The following is a 24850-nucleotide window of genomic DNA, read 5'->3' on the forward strand; positions in this document are numbered from 1 at the left end:
TTCCTTTTAGTCGCGTTTAGCAATCCACTCATGGTCAGGAGCATTGTGAAACTTCCAGAGTTTATGAGGTCCAGCCATAACATTCAAGTAATAGGACTCATAGCCATCAGGCACAGCTACAGGGTGATAACCACGAGGAACTTGTACCATCTCCTCGTTATAAACCGTCATAGTTTCATCAATCAGATGGTCATCCGTATAGACGCGCTGGAAGGCAAAACCCTTATCTTCTTTAACTTCATGATAATAAGCTTCCTCAAGATACGTTTCGTGTGGCAGGTTCTCCCTATCGTGACGATGAGGCGGGTAGGAAGACCAATTGGCCTGAGGCGTGTAGACTTCAACCAAGAGCAGTTTTTCAGATATAGGACTCTGATCATCTAGGATATTCTGTACATGTCTCTGGTTATTGTATTTACCACGTTCTTCAGCTGAATTGGCTCTTGCGGGCACAAAACAAGTTTTTCGTCTTGTGTCTTTAGTGGGTGACATCGCAATCATAACTTTGCCCGGCTTTGTTGCTGTAATGCTGATTGTTTTTCCGTTGGGAATATAAACACTGTCTGTAGGAATTTTTTCAAATACAGAACAGCGTGTCCCCATATTTTCAAACTTTTCGGTTCCATCTGAAACAGTGTATTGTCCAGTTATGGCGATAACTACAGCTTCCTTGTCTACGAGAGGAAGGCTATAAGTACCACTCACAGCCATGCGGAAAACTTGCACTTCAATATAGTCAAAGTGACTATTTTCTCTAGAAATATAATGAAGGAGCTCAACTTTATCGTTGATTTGAAAGCCAATTTTTTTGTTTTTTAAATTAACCATGCGAGATATCCTCTTTTGGGAAACGAGCGGTGACAACCTTACGATGGGTATAGAACTCTATCGCATCCTTGCCGTTAGCGTGTAAGTCACCGTAAAAACTATCCTTCCAACCAGAAAAAGCAAAGAATGAGACAGGAGCAGGAACGCCAAGATTAATACCAAGCATTCCTGCATCAATATTTTCACGGAAGTAACGAATAGCACTTGCGTTGTTGGTATAAAGACATGCACCATTAGCCAGAGTGTGAGAGTTGGCCAGTTCAATTCCCTCTCTGAGTCCTTTAATCTTGTTTACAGATAGAACTGGTGCAAAGATTTCATCTTTCCAGATCATCATATCTTGAGTCACATTTTCAAAAATTGTTGGAGCTATAAAGTACCCTTTATCAAAGTGCTGTTCACGGCCATCCAGTCTAAGTACCGCTCCTTCTTCTACCCCTTTGTTAATGTAGTTGACAGTTCGCATCCGACTTTCCTTACGAATAAGTGGACCGAGGAAAGTATCTTTATCCATACCGTTTCCGATTTTAATATTTTGTGCAGCTCTGACTAGCTTGTCTATAAATTCATCATAAATTTCTTCTTCAACACCAATCACAGCAGCTGCCATACAGCGCTCGCCTGCTGATCCAAAAGCTGCTGTAATCACATTTTTTATAGCATTTTCTATATTGGCATCTTTCAAAATCAAGGTGTGATTTTTTGCTCCTGTCAGAGCTTGGACCCGTTTAAGATTCGCTGTTCCTGTTTTATAGACATATTCACCAACCTTTTGCGATCCCACAAAGGAAATAGCTTTGACAGCTCTGTGCTCCAAGAGTCCATTGACTACATCGTGTGCACCATTCACGATATTGAAGACACCATCAGGCAAGCCTGCTTCTTGGAGAAGAGTTGCTAAATGTGCAGCCAAAAGGGGTGTTTTTTCAGAAGGTTTGAGAACAAAGGTGTTGCCCAGCACGATAGCTAGTGGAAACATCCAGCAAGGAACCATCATGGGAAAGTTGAAGGGGGCTATCCCTCCCACTACTCCAATCGGATACTTATAATTAATAGCTTCAACGTCTGTGGCAACAGCACTCAAGGTCTCTCCCATCATCAGCGATGGTGCTGCAGCTGCAAATTCAACACTCTCGATTCCACGCTGAACCTCACCTAAAGCTTCTGCTAGCGCTTTACCGTTTTCCTTGGTAATCAGTTCAGCTAAGATTTTTTTATCACGGATAAGCAGTTCATGGAATGTAAACATAATTCTTGCCCTTTTTAAGACATCTACTTGTGCCCATGATTTAAAAGATTCCTCAGCTATGTCTACCGCTGCCTCTAATTCTGATTGGGTTGAATGTGGGACTTCAGCTAAGATTTCCTCTGTAGCTGGGTTATAAACAGGCTCATGGAACGTCGCAGTTGACTCCAACCATCGCCCACCAACAAAATTTTTTACTCTTGCCATTTTCCCTCCGACTATGGTTTAACTATTTTAAAATTGTAAACCCTTTCTTTTTTCTGACATCATTTTACCTTATGGAAAATACTTTGTCAAGACTTTTTGGTTATATATTGAATATTTTTTGATTAACTTTTGGCGTTTTTCTATTAAAATATCTTATTAATTTCACCTTTTTATGTTATAATGAGAAAAAGAGATAGATGATAGGGGGAGTATAGAGCTTAGATAGGCTTGTTATAAATATGAAAGTAGAACGGTTAAATCAAATTGAACAATTAGTCTTAGAAAAGGGAAATGTTTCTTTCAAACAGCTGCAAGATCACTTCAACGTTTCCCTTAATACTTTGCGGCGTGATATTAATGAATTAGTCGCACACGGCAAGGTTGAAAAAGTATATGGTGGTGTCAAAGCAGTCAGAAAAACTCAGGAACTTGTCCATTTTGAACAACGTGAGTTCACCGAACAGCTGGCTAAAGTTAAAATTGGCAAAACAGCAGCAGCCTTGGTTGAACCAGGAGATATCATCTACATTGATTCAGGGACTACAACAGTACAAATGCTGCCTTATTTACCGCAAGATCTTGAAGTTACAATCTTGACGAATAATCTGGATGTTATCAATGCAGCAGCAAACAGACCTAAAGTCAAGCTCTTAGTTGTAGGATCTAAGTTTAAACATTCAACCCGCTCATTTGTAGATGCGACATCAGGTTTAAATTTACCAAGAATCAATATTAATAAGGCTTTCATGGCAGCCACTGGGATATCTTTAACGGCTGGACTAACTAATTCTGATGCTCAAGAACAGATTATGAAGTCAGATATTTGCAAAGCATCGCAGCAGATTATTTTATTGGCCGATCATACTAAATTTGGGCATATGGCTTTAATGACTTATGCTGATCTTAAGGAAATTAACACCATCGTCACTGATCGTTTAGAAGTTCAAGCTCAAGAATTTCAAGATTTCTTTGAATCGCATGATATTCAAGTCCTCTTTCCTGAGCTATAAAACACCTCAAAGTTAGCACTTGTCTAGCGATGAGGTGTTTTCTTATATGAAATTATAATATGAAGATGAGCCTGAGAGACTCTGTTTAAAATCGGGGGAGAAACGGGTGAAGTTCCAAGTCTAGCAGATTACATGGAAAAAAGTACCGTTTTTACAAGGAATTTCCTGAATACAGCCATGTATTTTTTGAAGCATTGTTAATAGCTCCACCGGAAATTGCGAAGGAAATTGTCATGATAATTCAGTTATGGAGAATTTCTTTGGGCTTCTTAAACAAGAAATCTATTATGGACACACTTTTAATTCTTATGATGAACTTAAGCAAACCATCAAACAATGGATACACTATTACAATACAAAAAGAGTGAAGAAAAAATTAGGATGGTTATCTCCAATCGAGTACCGTTTAAAAAATGATACAATAACAAAAAGCCCAAGCAATAATTTTGCTTGAGCATCGGTCCAAATTTATGGGTGCACGACATCCTCTGTCTAACTTTTGGGGTGCAGTACAAACCCTCAGTTTTTTGTTTTTCCGAAACTATTTGTAGTTTGAAATTAAGAAAAGAGCTCAAAAATAAAAGTCATGTTGTCCTTGAAATATCGAACAACATGACTTATTTACTCAAAAATTTTCTAATTTTTTCTGTGATTAACCTTTAGCATAACTTGCGGCTTGTTGACCTGCTTGGCGTCCAAAAATGATGATATCTGCTACTGCATTTCCACCAATACGGTTTCCACCATGTAAGCCTCCTGTAAGCTCTCCTGCCGCATACAAACCATCAATTGGCTGACCATCTTTTTTAAGCACTTGTGCCTTTGTAGTAATTTTTACGCCGGCCATTGTATGGTGAATACCAGGTGCAACTTTTATAGCATACACTTTTCCAGATATACCTGTTGTCATACCCGTTGTACGTCCAAACTCGCTATCTTTCTTTTCAGCTACTGCTTTATTCCATTTATCAGCTGTAGCAGTCAGCTCCTTTGGATCCATATCAAGTTTTTTGGCAAGGGCATCAACGCTATCTGCTTCCACAACCATTTTCTTAGAGATATATTGATTTACAGCTTTTACTTTATCTTTTGTGCCTTCACCAAAAACAGCGTAAGCATACTTGCCTTCCTGTTTCAGTTCTGCTGCAGATACTTTATCACGTGTATCCATTTCGTTAACGAATCTTTTGCCGGCTTGGTTAACAAGAATGGCTCCTTCTCCACGAATTGACTCTGATACAAGATAGCCTGTCTTTTGGAAAACAGTTGGGTGGATTTGAATCTTGTCCATGTCTACCAGAGCACCTCCAAGAGCAGTAATCATTTCAATACCGTCACCTGTAGAACCAGCAGCATTTGTTGTAACATAGTCTTTTAAGTCAGGACGGTATTTAGCAATCATTTTTTCATTTGCACCAAATCCTCCTGTAGTAACCACTACTGCTTTAGAAGCTACTTTCTGAGTTTTTCCGTCAATCTTAACTTCAACCCCTGACACTTTGCCGTCTTTTTCAGTTATTTTGGTAACATCACTGTTCACAAATACTGGAATATCGCGTTTAGAAATATTTTCTTCTAATCCTTTAACCAGATATGCCCCAACAGCTGATCCATCATGTGGACGGTGTGTTCTAGAAACACTCATCCCTCCAGTCGTTGTCAGGTTATCCAGCACGATTCCGTTTTGTGCGAGCCAATCCACTGCTCCAGCAGAGTGATCAACGAAGTAGCGTAGAAGCTCTTTATCATTTGTTCCTCCGCCACCTTTTAAGGTTTCCTCATAAAACTTATCGTTAGAGTCTTCGATACCTTGCGCTTTTTCTACAGATGTTTCAGAAGCATTTAACCCAGCAGAGGCCTTTGATGTGTTCCCGCCAGCAACAGGCATCTTTTCAAGAATAACAGGTTTCATTCCCGCATCTTTAGCCTCAATAGCTGCAGTCATCCCAGCACCTCCGGCACCGATAATGATGACATCATAGCTTTTTTCCAAACTTGATGGATCAGCATAGGTCATGGTTTTACTTGCACCAGCTTTAGCATCTGTCTTTTCTGATGAACTTGAAGACGTACTCTTATTTTGAGTAGTATTCCCACAAGCTGCCAAAGACAACCCTAGCATAGCGACTAAACCTAGTTTCCAAATTTTCATAATTCCTCCTTGTATTGTTTTTTCGCATGCATTATAAAATTGTATCATCAATTTTTTAGCACGTCAAGTTTGTGAAAATATGTTACGAGGTTATAAAAAAGATACATCATGTTCGAGAAACATGGGTATCTTTTTGTATGATTATCTGAAAATACACAGCTGTGTTTTTCCTTTTACTATGTTAACAATATTAACGTGTTTGTCCAGTACCTTCAATCAAATATTTTGTAGAAGTTAAAGCTTCCAATCCCATTGGACCTCTGGCATGGAGCTTCTGCGTGGAGATACCGATCTCTGCGCCTAAACCAAATACAAAACCATCAGTAAAGCGTGTCGAAGCATTCACGTAGACTGCTGCTGCATCAATTTCATCTTGAAACTTTTGAGCATTAAAATAATCACGAGTTACGATGCTCTCCGAATGCCGGCTTGAATAACGATTGATATGTTCAATGGCTTCGTCCAGACTATTCACTGTTTTGACAGACATAATGTAATCCAAGTATTCTGTTCCAAAATCTTCTGTAGTTGCTGCTATAGCTGGGCAGTTCTCTTGCGCTTGGAAGATTTTTAAAGCAGCTTCATCAGCTCGGAACTCAACAGGATGTACCTTTTTTAGGTCTTCGCACAGTTTTGGTAAAAACTCTGCTGCAACTTTTGCATGTACAACTAAACTTTCAGCAGCATTACAAACACTTGGACGCTGTGTTTTGGCATTAATCACGATTTGGCTTGCCATTTCTAAGTCTGCAGATTCGTCTACAAAAACGGTACAGTTTCCCACACCAGTCTCAATCACAGGAACTTTTGACTTTTCTTTCACTCTATTAATGAGTCGAGCCGAACCACGCGGGATAAGTACATCTAAAAATTGATCGGCTTGCATCATTTTCTCAGCTTCCTCATGGCTCGTATCCGATAAAAGTTCTACCGCACTGTCAGTGATTCCTTGCGCTCGTAGATTTTCCTTAATAATTTCTACTAAAACTATATTTGAAAAAAGAGCATCAGAACCGCCTCGTAATAAAACACTGTTCCCCGTTTTGAAACACAAGGAAAAAGCATCAATTGTCACATTAGGTCGGCTCTCAAAAATCATCCCAACTGTACCAAGAGGGACTCTCTTTTGAAGGATTTTAAGACCATCAAGATTTGTAAAACCTTGCAAGACTTGGCCAATAGGATCCGGTAAGTCAGCGACTTGTCGTAAACCGACAGCCATATCAGCTATCCGTTGCGCTGTCAAACGTAAGCGGTCTACCATAATTTCAGAAATTCCATGTTCCTTAGCTTTGGCAACATCTCTATCATTTTCCTGGATTATCCGCTCTGTGTTTTGTATCAGACTCTCTGCTAACTGGCATAAAAAGCTATTTTTATCTGTAGCAGATAGCTGGGCCACTTCTTTGCTCGCAGCCTTAACTTTTGCTCCAAGCTCTTCAATCATAATTTCTCTCCCTCTCTATCCTTCTTTCTCGATATTTTTATGGAAATAAGTTCCTATTTCATCCCCATTAACAATTTTCTGGATTTCTCGAATACGCTTACCGTTGGTTAAAACCATTTCTTGATTATTTTCAAACAAAATCTGTGCAGCTGCTAATTTTGAGGCCATTCCACCGGTTCCAAAACGGCTGCCGGCTCCTCCAGCTATCCTCTGCAACTCATCCGTAATTTCATGAACTTCCTTAAAAATTTTTGCATCATCATAAATATTTGGATTTTTATCAAAAAGCCCATCAATATCTGAGAGCATAATCAATAAATCAGCCCCCACAAGCTTAGAAACGATAGCACTGAGCTTGTCATTATCTCCAAACTTTGTTTGATGATCCATTTCATCGACTGCAATTGCATCATTCTCATTGATGATAGGGATAATGCCAAGTGAAAGTAGCGCATTCAGGGCATTTTTTGCATTATCCGAGCTTAGAGGGAAGTCTGTCACATCCCGTGTCAAAAGCAGCTGGGAAACTTTCTGCGAGTAACGACGAAACATTTGTGTATAAAGGCTCATGAGTTCAACTTGCCCAATACTTGCAAGTGCCTGCTGCTGAGCAATTTCTTTTGGACGTTCCTCTCTATCAAGTATATTTAATCCCACACCAATCGCACCAGAAGTTACCAAAATCACTTCGTATCCGTTGTTATTAAGATCCGATAGTACAAATGCAAGTTCATCGATGTTTGATAAATTTATTCTTCCATTAGGCAACATGAGCGAACTTGTACCAATCTTAACTACTATTCGTTGAGCTTTCAAAATATTTTTTCTTGCCATAATTATTAATTATACCAATATCTAGTGACAAATACACTTATAGATGCCTTATCCTTTTAATTTTTATTATATGATGTTCCATTTTGCTTTATAGTAAAAAGCCGAGAAAATACAGACTCGACTTTTTAAGCACTTACTTATTTTGGACAAATTTAGTACACGCGCTTATCCTTCTTTTTCAAGAACTTGCGTGCATTTTTCATACCACCCACTTCTTTAAACATGGCATTAAGCTTTCTTCTTTCAATCTCCTTGGCGTTCATACCATCATAATCTACTTCTTTTATTAATTTTTGATAATTTGAGAAGCGTTCTTGTGAAAATTGCCCTTGTTCAATTGCTTCTTGAACAGCGCAGCCTGGTTCATTTTCATGTGAACAATCTGAAAATTTACAGCAGGATGATAATTCAAGAATATCAGAAAAAGTTTCACTAAAATTAGCTTGATCAAGACCAACTTCCCTAAGCCCTGGAGTATCAATAATCATGCCACCAGAAGGGAGCTTAAATAATTTACGCTGTGTAGTGGTATGTCTGCCTTTTCCGTCATTACGTAAACCATCTGTTTTTAAGTTCTGTTCAGTAAGTAAACCATTAATTAACGTTGATTTACCTACACCAGAAGAACCAATCAGAACAACGGTTTCGTCCTGTTTGATATATTCTCGCAAGGAAAGATAACCGTCATCATCATATGCCGTGGTCATTAAGACGTCAACACCCAAACTGATTTGCTGTAAGTCTTCTAGCTTTTTTTCCAAATCCTGTGCAATATCCGTCTTCGTCAAGACAAATGTGGGAACAGCTCCCGAATCCCACACTAAAGCAAGATAGCGCTCCGCCCTTCGCAAATTAAAGTCCTCATTGAGCGACATGCAGATGAAAACCTTGTCGACATTGGCTGCAAGAATTTGTCGCTCATGAGCCGTGCCAGATGCCTTTCTGATAAGTGCTGACTGCCGCGTTAAACATTGCTGAATCTGAGCTGTTCCAGTATCTTCTGTAGCCCTGTCAAGCAGCACAAAGTCGCCAACAGCAGGAAAATCGGCAGCCTCCAAAGCTTCGTAGCGAAACTTTCCTGAGACTTCAGCGATTGTTTCCCCTGAGTGAGTCACCACTCTGTACTTATCTCTAGCTTGCTCAATGATGCGGCCGGGATATAAGTCAGGGTGTGCCTTAGCCTGTTGTTTAAAGTCCTCTTTAAAACCCAGATGATTTAAGATATACGTTTTATTCATTTTTTCCTCCAAAAAGTCTTTATCACTTATTGGGAGGCAACATGGTTCAGACTAGGTCTAGTGCCTCCCCATGTTTTACAATTTCCTTATTTACTCGCATGCTCTGCTCCTTTCGTCTATCTCCAGTATATCACATTTGAGTGTTACTTTTTACCTATTCACTTTTCTAACGAGTTCTCCAGCATTATTTCCTCTTATAAAGCATGAAAGTTTAGGCTGCCAAAATCTTTATTAAATATATGCTGAAATACCATTTCAATAGCAAGTGTTGAGGTAACATAAGGCATGAAAAAACTGTTTTAGGTATAGCTTTGTGCTTAACTTTTTCAAAAATAATCCATGAAATCAAAAGAGAAAGTAAGAGCGCAGCAGGTACCACAGTAATGCCAAATACAAGTGTATTTTTTATAGCTTGGATAAAAACAGAATCTGAAAAATTTTGAGAACAGATTTATCAAGAAACTTTATGTCTCCAGCTGATGGTGCTAACAGACCTGCAATTAAATTTAAAACCGTAGACTTGCCACAACCAGAAGGTCCCAGAAGACAAACTAAATCTCCTTTTTCTATGTAGAAATCAACAGACTTAAGAGCAATAACTCCACTGTCAAATTGCTTTTTCAAAGCTATTGCTTCAATCATAATACCTCCCAATATTTTCCACCAAAGTCAGATACAAGGCTCGTGTCATTAAATAGGCCTCACCACTGATAGACGGACAGGGAAAAGTCCTCCTTTTTTCATCAGGAAGTAACCCAGAGAGTAAGCGCTATCAGTTTTTCCATTATGATAGCACAGCACAACGGACATTACAAGATATTAGAAGACATTCTGTCCCCTAATCCGTTTATTTCTTTCAGATAAGTAAACATAAGTAAACAAAAAAGTGCAACTTTTTTAAGCTGCACTTTTTTGCTAGATTAGAATGTGGAGGTGTTATTGTATATTATACATCTATTGTAACCGTTTTCCAATAAGAAATCAAGTGGAATTCAGGAATTGTTAGATTAATTAAGATATGTAGGAGATAGAATCATAGACTATAAATATGTTTCTATTTATACAAGTAAAACAAGTCACTCGCAATTGTGGGATAAGCCATAATCCTTTTTTGAAATTCCTCTAAATTGATGGACTGATTGATGCAAAAATTAAGGATATTGACAAGCTCATCAGCTACAGTAGACAAAACCGTAGCGCCTAAAATTTCATTTTTTTGGTTCACGATAATTTTTATTTTTGAAAGAGGATCGGCGATACGTTTATAGGTATACCATTCTGTCATGTCCAATCTTCGCTCAGTTTCGCTGTCAATAACTTGCGTTTGTCCAATCTTCGCTAATTTGCTTGAGCCAAAGATAACTGTAGGCAAGGCAGGATACTGAATTTCTTCCTTATTTTGACTTTCAGGCGATAAATGACGAGCCAAGTATCTCGCTTCAAAACCAGAAACTGGGGTTAATTTTGGTATCTTCTTGTCTAAAACGTCTCCTAAAGCATAGATGTTAGGATTTACCGTTTGTAAAAATCCATTAACAGGAATGCCCTTTGCGCTCACCTCAATGCCAACATTTTCTAGGTTCAGTTCTTCAACATTCGCTACACGACCAACTGCTGATATAATGATATCTGCTGTAAATTCACGACCGTCTTCCGCCCAAATATGAAACTTTTTTCCTGTTTTTTGGACTTTTTGGGCGGAAAAGCTATCGATAAAAGAAATGCCTTCCTTTTGTAACTGCTTAATATAGCTGTCAGAAAATTCTTCATCAAAGTTTGGAAGAACTTGACGACCGTGTGTTAAAACTGAAACTTTAGCACCTGCTGCATTCGCGATTTGAGCTAATTCAAGCGAAACATAGCCAGCTCCTAGAAAAATCACACGTTGAGGCAATTCTTCCAAGTCCAGAAAGTCGTTGGAGGTCAATAAATATTCACTTCCTTCAATATCCAATGCGCGTGGACGTGCCCCAGTTGCAATAACATACTTGCCAGCAATATACTTCTCCTCTCCAACCAAAACGGCGCCAGACTTTGTAAAATGAGCAGCACCAAAAACTAAATCAATGCCTGCACTCTCTAATCCTTTTCGCGTGCGTGAGGGAACAGCATTGCTGTAAGCATTTTTCTGTGCTAACATCTTCTTCCAATCAATATGCAAATTCCCATGAAGTCCAGCAGAAAAAAGATTTTCTGCTCTTTGTTTGGCTTCAACTAGAGCCATCATTATTTTTGTAGGATCACAGCCATAGTTAGGACAGGTTCCGCCCCATTTATCCTTCTCCACCAATAAAACAGAAGCGCCCTGTGCTTTCATCTCATAAGCAAAAGCATTTCCTCCTGGCCCTGCACCGATAACAATATAGTCGTATTTTTTCACTGTAAATTCCTCCCTATAGGAAAAAAGTCAAAACGTTACTGTTTTGACTTATCTTGCTTTATTTTAAAACATCCTGTAACTCGTCTTTATGTACTCTAAAATATTTAGCGGCATAAGGACATGTTGCTTGGAGCTTAAGATTTTCTTTACGAGCTTTTTCTATTCCCGCCTCTAGCAACAGTTTGGCTAGACCTTTGCCACGGTATTCAATTGTTACACCTGTGTGCGTTACAACGATACTGTTTCCCATTTTCATCAAGGTCATTTCACCGATGCGTTCATTCTCATCATTGTACAAGATGATTTCGTTTTCTTCCTCAACAGTCTTCATGGATTTCTCCTTTTTCTATTTGATATATTTTAGTGCACCAGACGGACAACGATTGATGATGCGCTGATTATCCAGCTTTTCACCATTGTCAGGCAGTATCCAGGGTTTTCGCCCCACCTCCCAAACTGCTGGATTGCCTCGGACACATTCTCCCACATGTTCACAGATGTTGGCATTATAATAGATGTCCATTTCTTCACCACGGTAGCGGCGATAGCCTGCTTCTGTCAAGTTCTCAACAGTCGCTTCTTGACCGTTTATTTTGAAATTCTCCATAGGAACTCCTTCCTGTTCTTAACATCAACTCTCCGGAGAAAGCCTTTACATTTTGTTGTATACATCCATTATACTATGAAAGTTGAAAAAAGGGTAAAGTTACCCAGAACAGCCGTCACTTCCACTCTTTATCCAAGTTTTTGTGTAACAGAACTGTCTAAGCTACAGCTTTCTTTGTTTCCTGTAATTCAATTTGGCGATATTCTCTAGAAAAGAAACTGCGCAATTGCTCCTCATTGAAGCCAGCTTGAAGTTTTTCGCCTTTTACCAAGAGAGGACGACGAAGGAGTTCAGGATGTTGTGAAATAAATTTTGTCCATTCTTTAACTGTCATCTCGTCAACATTGACTTTCAAGCTTTTAAAAGCTTGCGAACGTGTTGTAATAAGATCTTCAGTACCATTCTCTGTTTTACTTAACAAGTCAGCAATTTCTTCATCTGTCAATGGTTGGGCGAATAAATTGTGCTCTGTGTATGCCAAGTTATGCTTTTCCAACCAAACTTTTGCTTTTCGGCAACTTGTGCATGAGGGAGTGTAGTAAAATTTAATCATCTTTCTTCTCCATTTCAAATTCTAGTTGGGAGGCAGATTCAGAAACTTTTATAACCAGCAAAATCCACCCCTTTTATGTTTACGGATGTAAACATAATTATATAATACCTCCTTTTTTTCAAAATAGCAATAGAAAAATAATAAATTTTTGTTAAATTAACAGTATCTAAACGACAAACTAAAGACAAAAAGATTTCTTTATTCTATCAAAAAAGGAACAGGTGAATGTTCCTTTTCTGTTTTTCTTCTCTCTTCTTCAGGAATTTGTTTATTAAAAGCTCACACTTTACATATTTTTATTTATGTAAAGTGTGAGCTTTAGCTCTTGATTTTTCTCACTTACACATACGACGCATCTGTCAATTTAAAAGTTACCAGAGTTTCTGAGGGATATGCGGCAAGTTGAGTAGCAAAACTATCATCATCGTCTTTTTTAACCTTTGCTTTGAGATTGATACTTACCTTATAACGTTCTTCAGAGAGCACATCATAGAGTGAGCGAAGGTCCGCGATATCTTGGCTGCTTGCTTTTGGCAAGACTGTGTATTTTGCATATTCAGAATCAAACCAAGAACTTTCTTTCTCAAAATCAACAGGAGAATTTTCGTTGATTTGGAGTTTAACCGTAATGCTGTAATCATAGCCTTGTTGCTCAATCATTTTAGCAATTTTCACCATTTCCTCATAGCTTCCTGAGGCTTTCAGTTTCAAAGTTGCCTTATAAGGTATTCCCGCAAGCTCAAAGCTTTCCGCAATTTTAAAAGGATCCTGTTCTTCGCCTTTTTTATCAACCTGAGGCGGTGTGAAGTTTACAGAGATAGAATAACCTTTTGTCAGGAGTTGCTCATACTGCCCTATAACTTCTTCTGTTTCAAGGTCATCTATGTACTCATTGAAAGTACGTTCTGTTAACTTGTTGCTCTCTAGAGCTTCTTCTTTGGGATAAATTATTTTTACTTGATAAGTCATGTCTTTTATTATACCAAAATATTTTTTCTTGCTCTAGATTGAGCTATTTTAGTAAGTTTTATTAGTTGTGCTATTTTTAAGAGAGGATTTCTGGTGAATGATGAGGGGAGAAATTAAAACTTTAAAAAGTTCTCTTGAATTAGAAAAGGAATAAAACCCTATTCAGTCCATTCACAAAAAAATGTCATCAAATGTAGAGTGGCATTTCTTTGTGATGACGCCACTTCAATTTATTTGCCGCTTCAGGGAACTCCTTAAAAACTCATCTTTGCCGCTTAAGGAAAATTGCTAGGGCTACACTTCCAAGACCAATAACAGAAAAAATATTCTCACTATCTCCAGTTTTTGGCAAATGTTCTTGCCGACTCGGTGCTGTCATATCTTCTGCTGTTTCTTCATCTGCACTAATATTCTGCCCTGCATCTGGTCCAACAATGTCTACACTACCATCGTTTTTATCATCTGTATCCCTTATCCAGCGTGCATAAAGTGTAGTATTCTCCATTATTGGAGTACTAAAATCAAAAGCTTCGTTCAAATTTTCATCCGTATACCAGCCCGCAAACTGATAGTTTGCCCGTATTGGATTTTCTGGCTGTGATACTGTTTTTCCATCGGCTACAAATCGACTGCCAATAACTGAACCACCCCTACTATCAAAATTCACTGTATGCATGGTTGGCAAGACGTTATCAGCATTTGCTGTCCACCGTGCAAATAGGGTCATGTGAGAAGTTACTGGCGTATTGAAATCAAATTCTTCTGTTAAATGTTCATCCGTGTACCAACCTGCAAACTGATGATTGTCTCGAGTAGGATCTTCTGGTCGTGTTAAGGTACTACCTGCTGCAACGAGTTGATTACCAATTATTGATCCACCTCTACCATCAAAGTTGACCGTATACATCGTAGGTAAAATATTATCTGGAGTCAGTCTGAATCTCGCATATAGCGTTAAATCAGAAGTAATCAGCGTGTTAAAATCAAAGGGCTGCGTAAATGTCTCATCTGTGTACCAATCAACAAAATCAGAATGTTCAAGCACTGGATCATCAGGACGACTCACTGTTGAGTTGTTGCCAACATATCGTTCAGGAATGACTGAGGTACCACCCGTGTCAAAACGAACGGTATGAACATCAGGTAATTCATTGCCTGGACCCATTGGAACCACAGTGAAATTAAAAGCCCAAATGAATCGCATATAAGCTCCACTATTAATAGTAACGTTAATACGATAATTACCAGCAACATTTACATCAACCTGACTAGTATCAACTTCAAAATCTGCTTGAGTGAGCGGATTTCCATTTGCGTCAACACCTGTAATATTCAAATCACTAGGAGTCCAGGCCTGACCAACTTCTATTCGCGTACTGCCTCCAACACGATAAGTTGGATTATTTTTATGAATTGCAGTCAAAGTTGCGTTTTGATTAACTGTAAACCTAAAAAAAGACCCTGACCTTTGCGGGATTGTCCCAGTGCTACTTTCCCAGGCGTATAAGTGTTGACGGCCTGGATTAGGATTTATATCTTGTAAAATCAATCGGGTATTAGTATTAGAGAATCCACCACTCATACCATCAGGAGCAATTTCATAAGTGCCACCATGCGCATCATCAACACTCCGAATTGAAGCATTATTTAAATTTAAGGTAGTCAGCCACTGGTTAGTACTTAGTTTTTGGGATACTGATACGTCTGGAATCTTGATGTCAGCACTAACGGTGCTCACTTGCCCAAGCAATATTGTGCTTAGCAAAAATACAGTTGCGGTATTTGACTTATGTACTATTTTTTTCATTTTTATCTCCCTTTTTAATTTATGTTGGTTTGAATTTTACCAACTCGCTTTACCCCACTTAGGGGAAAAATAACAGAACTGAAAAAGCGCCCTTCATCCAGAGCGCTTGGGAGCATGCAGAAAAGAACGGAAATTTACCGCGTGTTTATGTGCTGTGCTGTGCTGTGCTGTGCTGTGCTGTGCTGTGCTGTGCTGTGCTGTGCTGTGCTGTGCTGTGCTGTGCTGTGCTGTGCTGTCTGATTATAGAGCATGGCTTTTTCCTCGTCAAGTATTTCGTGTACATAAAGTAATACAATATACATATTATATAATGACATTGTAATCTTTTTCTTACCAATTTCCAAACGATATCGTAAAAAAGAGTGGATATGGGATGTGAGGAAGGAGGTCCCCCTTCCTTCTTAGCTTTAATAGCTGATAAACCTTCTGATTAGGCTGACCTTATATTATTGAAAAATAAATAAGGAGTGCTATAATGTTTTTGTTATGACATACGTGAGGAGAAACTAGGTGTTAAAATTAACAAAAAATGAACAGGATTATCTAAAAGCCATTTATACATTAGAAGGTTCAAGCGAGGAGCCTGTCGTAAGCATTCAGTTAATTGCAAAAAAATTGTCCGTTGCAGCTCCTAGTGCAACGGAGATGATTAAAAGATTATCTAAAAAGGGACTTGTACTTTATGAGCCTTATCATGGGGTTAATTTGTCCGAACAAGGCCATACTCAGGCTCGTTTCATTATTAAAAGTCATCGAGTCTGGGAAACCTTTTTAGTTGAACGCTTGGGCTACTCTACTGAGGAGGTTCATGAAGAAGCAGAAAATCTAGAACATGCTTCTTCTCCTAAGCTTGTGGAATATCTCTATGCTCTGCTGGATTACCCGATAACGGACCCTCACGGCTCAACTATTCCTTCCGAGCTTTTTTGGAAAAAGGATGAAGTGGAAATTCCCTTATCTCACGCTGAGGAAGACAAGAGTTACTACATCACCACATTAGACTCAGATGCTAAAGCTTTCTTTCACAAACTTAAGATAAAGATTCCGCATTTTATTCGTATCCTTGAACGTCTCCAAGACGGTTCAATTATCTTAAAAGAAGACAGCGGTCAAATATCTGTGATTCCGCAATTTTTACAAGAAAATATACTATTAATGCAAAGAACAGGACGTGTAGCTTCTTCTTTAAAAAATGAGTCCCTCTAGAAATCCCCCTGTTTTCACTCCTATATAAAAAATAAGGCTGAGCTTCTCTCAGCTTAGAAAGGAAAATATGAACAATCTTAAAAATCAGCCTCATAAGTTGATTTATCATACAAATGGCAAGTCACTTCAAGAGATTAACGGAACGGTAAAGGTACCTAAAGATGGTAAATTTTTCAGGACACTCCTTGCTTATTCCGGTCCGGGAGCTTTAGTCGCCGTGGGTTATATGGATCCGGGGAACTGGTCCACTTCGATTACAGGGGGACAAAACTTCCAATATTTGTTAATCTCGGTTATTCTAATGTCAAGCTTGATTGCTATGCTTCTTCAGTATATGTCAGCCAAGCTTGGAATTGTTAGTCAGATGGATCTTGCACAAGCTATTCGTGCACGTACCAGTAAAGTCCTAGGAATCATTCTATGGGTTCTGACAGAGCTAGCGATTATGGCAACTGATATTGCGGAAGTTATTGGAGCCGCTATTGCTCTTTACTTACTTTTTGACATTCCGCTGATACTGGCAGTATTCATCACAGTATTTGATGTTTTTCTTTTGTTGCTTTTGACAAAAGTCGGCTTTAGAAAAATCGAAGCTCTTGTGGTCTGTCTTATTCTCGTTATTTTATTTATCTTTACTTATCAGGTTGCCCTCTCTAACCCTGACTGGAAGGCACTCGTGGAAGGATTCATCCCCAGCACACAGACCTTTGCAACTTCGCCTTCAGTCGCTGGAATGACGCCTTTAACAGGGGCACTGGGTATTATCGGAGCAACTGTGATGCCCCATAATCTTTATCTTCATTCTTCTATTTCACAAAGTCGAAAAATCAATCACAGTGATGAAAAGGATATCGCCAGAGCTGTAAGATTCTCTACTTGGGATTCTAATATCCAACTTACCATGGCCTTTGTCGTTAATGCACTCCTGCTGATTATGGGGGTAGCTGTTTTTAAAACAGGTGTCATTGATGATCCATCGTTTTTTGGGCTTTATGATGCGCTTTCCACCCCCTCTCTTTTAAGCAATGGTGTACTTGCTGACGTAGCTAAAACAGGTGCACTCTCCACTCTATTTGCCGTGGCACTCTTGGCTTCTGGCCAAAATTCGACCATTACAGGGACATTGACGGGACAGATCATAATGGAAGGCTTCATTCATATGCGAATGCCGATGTGGGCGCGCCGACTCGTTACACGACTTCTTTCAGTCATCCCTGTTCTCATCTGTGTCACAATGACACGAGGCTATAGTTTAAAGGAGCAGCATGAAGCTATTAATAACTTGATGAATGACTCTCAAGTCTTTCTGGCTTTTGCTCTCCCTTTTTCAATCATTCCTCTTTTGATGTTGACAAACAGTAAAAATGAGATGGGCAAGTTTAAAAACAATTGGATTGTCCAGCTTTTTGGTTGGCTTTCTGTTCTTGCACTGACCTACCTCAACCTTATCGGTTTACCCGATCAAATTGAAAGTCTCTTTCCTAAAAATCTAGCTTATCTTGCAGACACTACAGCCATCCTCCTGATTATTTTAGTTCTAAGTTTATTAATTTGGACTGTAGTTGAACTTTATAGAGGCAACAGAAAACTCACCCTTCTTCATCAGAAACTGTCTGATTTTAAGAACAAGTGAGGGAAGCTTGGTTACTCACTAAGGAGTCTAACCTACACAAAAACTATAAAAATGGAACCGCACGGTTAAGGAGCGATTCCATTTTTTTATTTTTAATTTGAGATAACTATAGCGCTTCATGCATGCGGATAGCGCGTAATGCAGGAAGAATCCCCAACAGTGTTATGACAATCATAAAAAGAGACATCCCTATATTTCCATAAATTGCTGACAGAGATACCAGCAGGCCTGAAAGAACCGCGGCTACAGGTTGAGTCACAGAAAATGCTCCTGTATATGTTCCGACATGCTCTCCTTCCATAAGATCTGCCCTTAAAGACTGAGAAAATGGTATAAGAATCATTTCACCTAGAGTTACCACTACTGCGGCAACAACTTCCCAGATCAGGTTATCTCCCAAAAAGGCAATAATAAATCCCAGTCCCTGTATAAGAATACCTAATCCTATACCTGTACGGCGTGACCAGTTTCTCGTTAAATGATTTATCCTCCCCATGAAAAGAATGATGATCAATGTATTAATCAAAAGAAACATGGTCAACATTCTTTGGCCATAAATTTCTACTCCAAAAATTCTTGTGGACAAAAAACTATCGCTAAGATGTACGGGTAAGTAATAATCAACTTGATTAAATATCATCGAAATAAAGACCGAAGCAAAAAGGTAGTACATAAAAATATGGTCTTTTGCTACAAAAAAATATGCTTGAATAATATTGGGTGTTTTCGTCTTACTTTGTTGTTGCGAATCAAAAGATTCCTCAATCCAAAAAAAGATTACGATAAAGCTCAAAATTTCTTCAACAGTGATAGCGAGTAAAAGCCAAACCAGATAGTCTCTAAAGAACCATGCAGAAAGACCAGAACCTATCATGATTGCAAAATTAATCACCCAGTATTGGATACTATAAACTGTTCTTCGATTTTCACTGGTCGTTAAGTCAACAATCATAGCTTGGCTTGCTGTGTTAAAAAAACCAAAGCCAAAATTCTCAATTAAAAATCCAAGAAAGGTGAGCCAGGGATTAAAATAAAAACTAGAGTTAGAAAAAGTAGCTAGGGCTGCTCCTACTGCTGTAAGTGCTGTCGCGAATAACATCACTGGACGTCTTCCTTTCATATCCGTCAAATGTCCAGCATAAAGTCCCACTAAAAAAACTACAATGGAACTTATGATAAGGAGTAAACCTGTAACTCCTGCCCCCATATACTTATTGTAATAAATAGTCATTGAGCCCCCCACTGTGCTAAAGCAGAGGGTCCCTAAAAAATTCATCAGCAGACGAATCCTTATCGCCGGATGAAGTTTCCAAAATTCTTTCATATTTTCCTTTTCTCCCTTGATAAAAAGTGAACACAAAAAGACCTTCTTCTGGTTATTACAGCCGTATAGCTCAAACCTAGTCAGAAAGTCCTTGCTCTCGAAATTTACTTTTTCTTTATGAAAACCAGAGTGCAATTTCCCGCTCAGCAGATTCAGGGGAGTCTGATCCATGAACAATGTTTTCAATCGCTTTGCCTTTTTCAGGTGATTGCGCAAAGTTTCCACGAATAGTCCCAGGTTGAGCTTGTGCGGGGTTAGTCGCGCCCATCATTGCACGCCAACAAGATATAGCTTCTACACCAGATATTACGCCAACAACAAGAGGACCAGAAGTCATGTAATTACGAAGATTGGGATAAAAATCTTTATCCACCAAGGCCTCATAGTGTTTGTCTATCAGAGACTCATCTGGAGCGGTGCGTAGCTCTAATCTATCCAGCTGTAAACCGCGTTGTTCAATACGTTTCAAGACTTCACCCACCAAGCCACGTCGAACGCCGTCGGGCTTAATAATAAAGAATGTTTTTTCCATGATAGACTCCTTCTCGTATCCTATATTGACTACATTTTACCTCTAAAGACTATAAATTGTCAAGAATTATCTGGAAATTTAGGGAATAAGCTATTGCTTTGACAAGTTTTCTCAGGGAACACAACGTCAGGGAAGTCGTTCAAAAAAGTTTTTATACTATAGGGAATACTTTTTGCTGCATGAAAAAAGCCCGAAATGCTCGGACTTCTTCCTTTATTTTAATTATTGATTATTCTGAGATAGGCAAGATATCAAAGTCTACTTTATTGTCAATAAGTTTAACTAAAACTTTAGTTTTAGGTGGAATCTTGCCTGCAATGATTAATTTAGCAAGAGGATTTTCGATAACCTTCGTCAGATAACGTTTTAATGGACGTGCACCATAGGCAGGTTCATAAGCATTTTCAGCAATCCATGTTTTCACTTCTTCGCTAAGTTCAAGTTCGACGGACATGTCTTCAAGACGTTGTGTCAATTGGCTGGTCATCTTCACAATAATATTTTTGATGTTATCCAATGACAGTGGTTTAAAGAGAATAGTGTCATCAATACGGTTGAGAAATTCTGGTTTGAAGTGCATACGCAACTGCTTCATCACTTCTTCAGTTGTTTCTTCAGAGATTTCGCCTTTATCACCAACATTATCAAGCAAATATTGTGAACCAACATTTGATGTCATAATCAAGACAGTGTTCTTAAAGTCAACCAAGACACCTTTCGAATCAGTCAAACGACCATCATCCAGAACTTGCAAAAGAATATTGAAAACATCTGGATGCGCCTTCTCAATTTCATCAAGCAGGATAATCGTATAAGGATTGCGGCGAACAGCTTCAGTCAATTGTCCCCCTTCATCATGACCGACATATCCCGGAGGAGCTCCAACAAGGCGTGAAACGCTATGCTTTTCCATATACTCACTCATATCAATCCGAACCATATGTTCTTCGGAGTCGAATAGATTTTCAGCTAAAGCTTTAGCCAGTTCTGTTTTACCAACACCAGTTGGACCTAAAAAGAGGAATGAACCTAGAGGACGGTTAGGATCCTGGATTCCTGCACGCGCACGAATAATCGCATCGGACACAGCTTCTACCGCTTCATCTTGCCCAACAACACGTTGGTGCAAGGTGTCTGGCAGATGAAGCAGCTTTTCACGTTCCCCTGCCACTAGTTTCGTTACAGGAATCCCTGTCATACGACCAACCACTTCAGCAATTTGCTCTTCAGTAACAGATTCTTGTACCAGACTGAGATCATCTGATTTTGCTTTACTTTCAAGGTCTTTCAGTGATTTTTCGATTTCAGGAATTTTACCATAGCGCAATGCAGCCGCTTTTTCAAAATCGCCATCGTTTTGTGCTTCTTCAAGTTCATGACGGGCACGTTCCAGTTCATTTCTTTTTTCAGAAATATTACCGATTTCCTTCTTTTCAGCTTCCCATTGTGCCTTAAGCTGGTTGTTTTCTTCACGTAATTCAGCAATCTCTTCACGGATAATATTCAAACGTTTCTTAGAAGCATCATCATTTTCTTTTTTAAGCGCTGCTTCTTCGATTTCCAATTGCATGAGACGACGATTGGCTTGGTCGAGCTCTGTAGGTAAAGAGTTCATTTCGACACGAATAGTTGCGCTGGCTTCATCCACCAAGTCAATCGCTTTATCAGGAAGAAAACGGTCTGTAATATAGCGGTTTGAAAGCGTTGCTGCGGCAACTAAGGCATTATCATGAATGGTTACACCGTGGTGAATTTCAAAACGTTCTTTCAAACCACGAAGGATAGAAATTGTATCTTCAACTGTTGGCTCTGTAACCAAGACTTTTTGGAAACGGCGTTCCAAAGCCTTGTCAGTTTCCATATATTTCCGGTATTCATCCAAAGTTGTAGCACCGATAAGATGGAGTTCTCCCCGAGCAAGCATTGGCTTCAAAAGGTTACCAGCATCCATTGAACCTTCCGTTTTACCTGCTCCTACAATGGTGTGCAACTCGTCAATAAAGAGGATAATCTGACCGTCTGATTTTTTAACTTCATTCAGTACAGCTTTCAGACGTTCTTCAAACTCACCACGGTATTTGGCACCGGCAATAAGCGCACCCATATCAAGTGAAAAGACCGTTTTATCTTTTAGATTTTCTGGAACGTCTTTTCGTACGATACGTTGAGCAAGTCCTTCAACGATAGCTGTTTTACCAACACCAGGCTCACCGATAAGTACGGGATTGTTTTTTGTCTTGCGTGACAAGACACGAATAATATCACGAATTTCTTCGTCACGTCCGATGACGGGGTCTTGTTTGCCTGCTTTTACCTGAGCAACAAGATCAACGCCATATTTTTCAAGTGCTTTGTATGTATCTTCTGCGTTTTGATTTGTCACTTTATCACCTCCACGTAAGTTTTCAATTGCTAATTTTGTTTTTTCCTTATTAAGTCCATGGCTGACTAAATATTTTGTTAAAGGATTTTTCTTTAAGTCAAAAAGTGCTAGCAGTACAATCTCCGTTGAAAGGTACTCGTCTCCCATTTCCTTAGCAATCTTATCTGCTGCACTAAAAAGGCTAAAAAGATCTGAGCTTATGTTTTGACCATAAGTAATGTTACTTCCTTCAACAGAAGAAATTTTATCTATTTCATTTTCAATAATTTTTGTAAATTCATCAATATTGATGCCTAGATCTTTGTAAAAATTATAAGCAAAACTATTGGGTTCTACAAAGATTCGCCATAAATGTGGAATTTCGATCACTTGATGATGGCGAGTTTGCGCAATTTGTTGCGCTTCATAAAGTGATTTTTGCATACTTGTTGTCATTTTTTCGATGTCCATAATGCACCTCGATTCATTTCATATTAATATAGTAATTTTCTCATTTTTCTTACTACCTCTTAATTATACCCCTTTGGTCAGTAAAGGTCAAACATTTTGTTCGCTATTTTCTATGTAAAAATAAAAAGGATTTTTCAAGAAAACCCCTTTTTATTTTTGAAAAACACTGATGCGTTGTCCAACATAATTTTCCTCAAGAGCAATATTAATCATCGCTTTAGCGTAGTCCGCATAACTGATAATACTTTCGTCCTTGGCATTCAATGTGAGTTCTTCACCAGCAACAACATAGTCCCCTGTCTTTTCTCCCTCTGGTCGGAAGTCAATTGCTGGACTCACGTAAGTCCACTTAACATTATCTCGTTTTCTTAGTGCCGCCAAAGATTCAGCCATAGCGGCAGCCAAAGGTTTAAAAGCTTCTGGAAAGTTCTCTGACTGATAAAGTTGAAGGCTATGTTCTGGATTAAGATACAAACTTCCTGCACCACCGACAACCAGCAATCGTTTGTCTGTATTTTCCACTAAATCTGCAAGATGCTGAACCGAAGCTGTATGCTGTTCAAGACTGTCTTCAGCCCAAATACCAAAAGCATCAATAATAACATCAAAATCTTTGACATCTTCTTTAGTCAAATCAAATAAGTCTTTTTCCAGTACTGACTGAGCTGCTGTTTTGTTCTCGCTCCTGACAATAGCTGTGACATCTATTCCTCTATCTGTTGCCTCTTGTACAATTAGACGGCCAACTTTGCCATTTGCTGCAACTACTGCTAATTTCATAAATTAACCTCCACTATCATTTTCGTTGTAATTCCTTTTGTTACAAGTTAATTTTATATAAGCCTACAGAAAAAGTCAATTATTCAGTTTTTTTAAGGATTTATCGCTATACAATGCTCAATATCCCTAAGAACTTCCTGCAGACCTATCGTTTTCATTTGTTCTTCCATGGCGTTTTGAATCATGTCGAGTTTAACATCAAGAACCTGATGAATATTTTTCCCCACAGAACAATCTAAGTTAGGATGTTCATGAAAATGAAAAAGACCTTTTTGACTCACAGCCTCAACTGCTTCATAAACATCAAATAAACTTATTTCTTCGATCGGCTTTGCAATTCTTGTCCCTCCACTTCCTCGAACCACTGTTACCAGTTCTTTGGCTTTTAATTGTTGAAGTACTTTTCTGATGATGACTGGATTGACATTGATACTGCTTGCCAGAAAATCGCTGGTTATCTTGCGCTCTCCTTCATATGTATGGATACAAGCAAAAATATGAAGAGCAATGGTAAAGCGGCTTGATATTTGCATTTTTTCTCCTTAAACGCTTGACTTACTTTAAGTATAATTCTCCTCTCTGAGAATGTCAATAATAAAACAATTGCATCAATTTCCCACTCTTTAAACAAAATAAGTTATAATTAAGTTATCAGAAAAGAAAGGGGTATTAAAATGTTTTCTGAAAATTTTTCAAAAAGGCTACGTAAAAATGTCGGAATAAACGGCTTAATTTCAACACTTATTGGCTTGCTTATTCTCTTCTGGCCAGGGCGTACAGCGCAGGTAGGAACTGTTTTGATTGGAATTTCTTTTATTTTAATCGGGATTTTTTATCTTGTTTCTATTTTCTCACTGATGAATGAAAATTTTTGGTCTAGATTTGGACATTTTCTTTTAGGAACAATTTACGTGATTGCAGGACTGTTTTCATTGATTAATCTAGCAGCTGCTACAGCCACTTTATTTATTATTATCGGAATTTTAGTGGGCTTTACTTGGATAACAGAAGGCTTTGTATCTTTTAGTTATGTGCCTTATTCACCCTCTAAACCGTGGACTATTCTCTCTGGGGTTTTAAGTGTAGTTGCAGGTTTCATGCTTTTGCTTACGCCACTATGGGGTGCAATAGCACTTTGGACGCTCCTCGGTATAGTTATACTTGTCCTTGGTATCTTTAAGCTCGTTCATTACTTTACATGGTAATTATAAAAAAAGGAATCGCTAATGTTTAAGCGGTTCCTTTTTTTATGCTTTATTCTCGT

Annotated in this window: 22 protein-coding genes and 2 pseudogenes; 5 read left to right on the forward strand and 19 right to left on the reverse strand. The window is 38.7% G+C overall.

The genetic code is table 11. The features are described 5' to 3' along the window. Positions 1-6 precede the first annotated feature (6 nt). On the reverse strand, positions 7-828 hold the full coding sequence (iolB, locus tag ACGHCK_RS08860) for a 5-deoxy-glucuronate isomerase (protein ID WP_251420811.1): 822 nt from the start codon (positions 826-828) through the stop codon (positions 7-9). Continuing rightward, the gene (locus ACGHCK_RS08865) at positions 821-2281 is read right to left on the reverse strand and encodes a CoA-acylating methylmalonate-semialdehyde dehydrogenase (protein ID WP_251420809.1); all 1461 of its coding nucleotides are present in this window, start codon (positions 2279-2281) and stop codon (positions 821-823) included. Before ACGHCK_RS08865 ends, iolB begins: the two co-directional genes overlap by 8 nt. A 239-nt stretch (positions 2282-2520) precedes the next feature. Between ACGHCK_RS08865 and ACGHCK_RS08870 the strand changes: the two genes are divergently transcribed. Further along, a complete protein-coding gene (locus ACGHCK_RS08870; protein ID WP_202230800.1) occupies positions 2521-3291 on the forward strand; it encodes a DeoR/GlpR family DNA-binding transcription regulator in 771 nt (256 codons plus the stop codon). A gap of 220 nt (positions 3292-3511) precedes the next feature. Next, positions 3512-3745: pseudogene (locus tag ACGHCK_RS08875) on the forward strand (IS3 family transposase); the annotation flags it as partial. 198 nt (positions 3746-3943) lie between these two features. Here ACGHCK_RS08875 and ACGHCK_RS08880 read toward each other — a convergent pair. From ACGHCK_RS08880 to ACGHCK_RS08935, 12 genes and pseudogenes are all read right to left on the reverse strand, one after another. Next, complete coding sequence (locus ACGHCK_RS08880; protein ID WP_271328138.1) at positions 3944-5443, reverse strand: flavocytochrome c; 1500 nt, start codon at positions 5441-5443, stop codon at positions 3944-3946. 190 nt (positions 5444-5633) lie between these two features. Continuing rightward, the gene (locus tag ACGHCK_RS08885; RefSeq protein ID WP_202230796.1) at positions 5634-6890 is read right to left on the reverse strand and encodes a glutamate-5-semialdehyde dehydrogenase; all 1257 of its coding nucleotides are present in this window, start codon (positions 6888-6890) and stop codon (positions 5634-5636) included. A 15-nt stretch (positions 6891-6905) separates the two neighbouring features. After that, entirely contained in the window at positions 6906-7724 is an 819-nt protein-coding gene (gene proB / locus ACGHCK_RS08890; protein WP_271328137.1) for a glutamate 5-kinase, read from the reverse strand. A 152-nt stretch (positions 7725-7876) separates the two neighbouring features. Beyond that, positions 7877-8962, reverse strand: a complete 1086-nt coding sequence (gene rsgA / locus ACGHCK_RS08895) for a ribosome small subunit-dependent GTPase A (protein ID WP_251420805.1) — start codon at positions 8960-8962, stop codon at positions 7877-7879. A gap of 438 nt (positions 8963-9400) precedes the next feature. Then, positions 9401-9604: pseudogene (locus ACGHCK_RS08900) on the reverse strand (ATP-binding cassette domain-containing protein); the annotation flags it as partial. 412 nt (positions 9605-10016) lie between these two features. Further along, a complete protein-coding gene (locus ACGHCK_RS08905; protein ID WP_271328136.1) occupies positions 10017-11342 on the reverse strand; it encodes a dihydrolipoyl dehydrogenase family protein in 1326 nt (441 codons plus the stop codon). Between the two features lie 58 nt (positions 11343-11400). Beyond that, positions 11401-11673 (reverse strand): GNAT family N-acetyltransferase, encoded by a 273-nt coding sequence (locus tag ACGHCK_RS08910; protein WP_251420800.1) that lies wholly within the window; start codon positions 11671-11673, stop codon positions 11401-11403. 15 nt (positions 11674-11688) lie between these two features. Continuing rightward, the gene (locus tag ACGHCK_RS08915; RefSeq protein WP_202230786.1) at positions 11689-11949 is read right to left on the reverse strand and encodes a (4Fe-4S)-binding protein; all 261 of its coding nucleotides are present in this window, start codon (positions 11947-11949) and stop codon (positions 11689-11691) included. A gap of 157 nt (positions 11950-12106) precedes the next feature. Further along, entirely contained in the window at positions 12107-12502 is a 396-nt protein-coding gene (gene spx / locus ACGHCK_RS08920; RefSeq protein WP_202230784.1) for a transcriptional regulator Spx, read from the reverse strand. A gap of 339 nt (positions 12503-12841) precedes the next feature. Then, entirely contained in the window at positions 12842-13471 is a 630-nt protein-coding gene (locus ACGHCK_RS08925; RefSeq protein WP_202230782.1) for a hypothetical protein, read from the reverse strand. A 262-nt stretch (positions 13472-13733) separates the two neighbouring features. Further along, positions 13734-15236: an InlB B-repeat-containing protein gene (locus ACGHCK_RS08930; protein ID WP_202230780.1), complete on the reverse strand. Its 1503-nt coding sequence runs from the start codon at positions 15234-15236 to the stop codon at positions 13734-13736. A 176-nt stretch (positions 15237-15412) separates the two neighbouring features. Further along, entirely contained in the window at positions 15413-15580 is a 168-nt protein-coding gene (locus tag ACGHCK_RS08935) for an adenine methyltransferase (RefSeq protein WP_394304531.1), read from the reverse strand. Between the two features lie 208 nt (positions 15581-15788). Between ACGHCK_RS08935 and ACGHCK_RS08940 the strand changes: the two genes are divergently transcribed. Continuing rightward, positions 15789-16484 (forward strand): metal-dependent transcriptional regulator, encoded by a 696-nt coding sequence (locus tag ACGHCK_RS08940; protein WP_271328133.1) that lies wholly within the window; start codon positions 15789-15791, stop codon positions 16482-16484. 67 nt (positions 16485-16551) lie between these two features. Beyond that, positions 16552-18117: an Nramp family divalent metal transporter gene (locus tag ACGHCK_RS08945; RefSeq protein WP_251420796.1), complete on the forward strand. Its 1566-nt coding sequence runs from the start codon at positions 16552-16554 to the stop codon at positions 18115-18117. Between the two features lie 106 nt (positions 18118-18223). Here the strand turns inward: ACGHCK_RS08945 and ACGHCK_RS08950 are convergent, their stop codons facing one another. From ACGHCK_RS08950 to ACGHCK_RS08970, 5 genes are all read right to left on the reverse strand, one after another. Next, positions 18224-19441 carry an MDR family MFS transporter gene (locus tag ACGHCK_RS08950; RefSeq protein ID WP_251420794.1) on the reverse strand — a complete coding sequence of 406 codons (1218 nt, stop codon included), beginning with the start codon at positions 19439-19441 and terminating at the stop codon, positions 18224-18226. A gap of 115 nt (positions 19442-19556) precedes the next feature. Next, on the reverse strand, positions 19557-19973 hold the full coding sequence (ndk, locus tag ACGHCK_RS08955) for a nucleoside-diphosphate kinase (RefSeq protein WP_202230772.1): 417 nt from the start codon (positions 19971-19973) through the stop codon (positions 19557-19559). Between the two features lie 229 nt (positions 19974-20202). Next, positions 20203-22806: an ATP-dependent chaperone ClpB gene (clpB, locus tag ACGHCK_RS08960; RefSeq protein ID WP_271328132.1), complete on the reverse strand. Its 2604-nt coding sequence runs from the start codon at positions 22804-22806 to the stop codon at positions 20203-20205. A 150-nt stretch (positions 22807-22956) separates the two neighbouring features. Beyond that, positions 22957-23586 (reverse strand): NAD(P)-dependent oxidoreductase, encoded by a 630-nt coding sequence (locus tag ACGHCK_RS08965; RefSeq protein WP_202230769.1) that lies wholly within the window; start codon positions 23584-23586, stop codon positions 22957-22959. 92 nt (positions 23587-23678) lie between these two features. After that, on the reverse strand, positions 23679-24119 hold the full coding sequence (locus ACGHCK_RS08970; protein ID WP_251420788.1) for an Rrf2 family transcriptional regulator: 441 nt from the start codon (positions 24117-24119) through the stop codon (positions 23679-23681). 141 nt (positions 24120-24260) lie between these two features. Here ACGHCK_RS08970 and ACGHCK_RS08975 point away from each other — a divergent pair, with 141 nt between their 5' ends. Continuing rightward, on the forward strand, positions 24261-24791 hold the full coding sequence (locus tag ACGHCK_RS08975; protein ID WP_202230765.1) for an HdeD family acid-resistance protein: 531 nt from the start codon (positions 24261-24263) through the stop codon (positions 24789-24791). Positions 24792-24850: the final 59 nt, after the last annotated feature.

It is taken from the genome of Lactococcus muris (genome assembly GCF_042849115.1).
GTDB lineage: Bacteria > Bacillota > Bacilli > Lactobacillales > Streptococcaceae > Lactococcus > Lactococcus muris.

Bases quoted from the DNA above. Each gene is read 5' to 3' on its own strand.
- ACGHCK_RS08965 (WP_202230769.1), bottom strand. From the start codon at position 23,586: ATGAAATTAGCAGTAGTTGCAGCAAATGGCAAAGTTGGCCGTCTAATT.
- ndk (WP_202230772.1), bottom strand. From the start codon at position 19,973: ATGGAAAAAACATTCTTTATTATTAAGCCCGACGGCGTTCGACGTGGC.
- ACGHCK_RS08885 (WP_202230796.1), bottom strand. From the start codon at position 6,890: ATGATTGAAGAGCTTGGAGCAAAAGTTAAGGCTGCGAGCAAAGAAGTG.
- ACGHCK_RS08910 (WP_251420800.1), bottom strand. From the start codon at position 11,673: ATGAAGACTGTTGAGGAAGAAAACGAAATCATCTTGTACAATGATGAG.
- ACGHCK_RS08975 (WP_202230765.1), top strand. From the start codon at position 24,261: ATGTTTTCTGAAAATTTTTCAAAAAGGCTACGTAAAAATGTCGGAATA.
- proB (WP_271328137.1), bottom strand. From the start codon at position 7,724: ATGGCAAGAAAAAATATTTTGAAAGCTCAACGAATAGTAGTTAAGATT.
- ACGHCK_RS08970 (WP_251420788.1), bottom strand. From the start codon at position 24,119: ATGCAAATATCAAGCCGCTTTACCATTGCTCTTCATATTTTTGCTTGT.
- ACGHCK_RS08925 (WP_202230782.1), bottom strand. From the start codon at position 13,471: ATGACTTATCAAGTAAAAATAATTTATCCCAAAGAAGAAGCTCTAGAG.
- ACGHCK_RS08950 (WP_251420794.1), bottom strand. From the start codon at position 19,441: ATGAAAGAATTTTGGAAACTTCATCCGGCGATAAGGATTCGTCTGCTG.
- ACGHCK_RS08880 (WP_271328138.1), bottom strand. From the start codon at position 5,443: ATGAAAATTTGGAAACTAGGTTTAGTCGCTATGCTAGGGTTGTCTTTG.
- spx (WP_202230784.1), bottom strand. From the start codon at position 12,502: ATGATTAAATTTTACTACACTCCCTCATGCACAAGTTGCCGAAAAGCA.
- ACGHCK_RS08915 (WP_202230786.1), bottom strand. From the start codon at position 11,949: ATGGAGAATTTCAAAATAAACGGTCAAGAAGCGACTGTTGAGAACTTG.
- ACGHCK_RS08870 (WP_202230800.1), top strand. From the start codon at position 2,521: ATGAAAGTAGAACGGTTAAATCAAATTGAACAATTAGTCTTAGAAAAG.
- ACGHCK_RS08865 (WP_251420809.1), bottom strand. From the start codon at position 2,281: ATGGCAAGAGTAAAAAATTTTGTTGGTGGGCGATGGTTGGAGTCAACT.
- iolB (WP_251420811.1), bottom strand. From the start codon at position 828: ATGGTTAATTTAAAAAACAAAAAAATTGGCTTTCAAATCAACGATAAA.
- clpB (WP_271328132.1), bottom strand. From the start codon at position 22,806: ATGGACATCGAAAAAATGACAACAAGTATGCAAAAATCACTTTATGAA.
- rsgA (WP_251420805.1), bottom strand. From the start codon at position 8,962: ATGAATAAAACGTATATCTTAAATCATCTGGGTTTTAAAGAGGACTTT.
- ACGHCK_RS08945 (WP_251420796.1), top strand. From the start codon at position 16,552: ATGAACAATCTTAAAAATCAGCCTCATAAGTTGATTTATCATACAAAT.
- ACGHCK_RS08935 (WP_394304531.1), bottom strand. From the start codon at position 15,580: ATGTATATTGTATTACTTTATGTACACGAAATACTTGACGAGGAAAAA.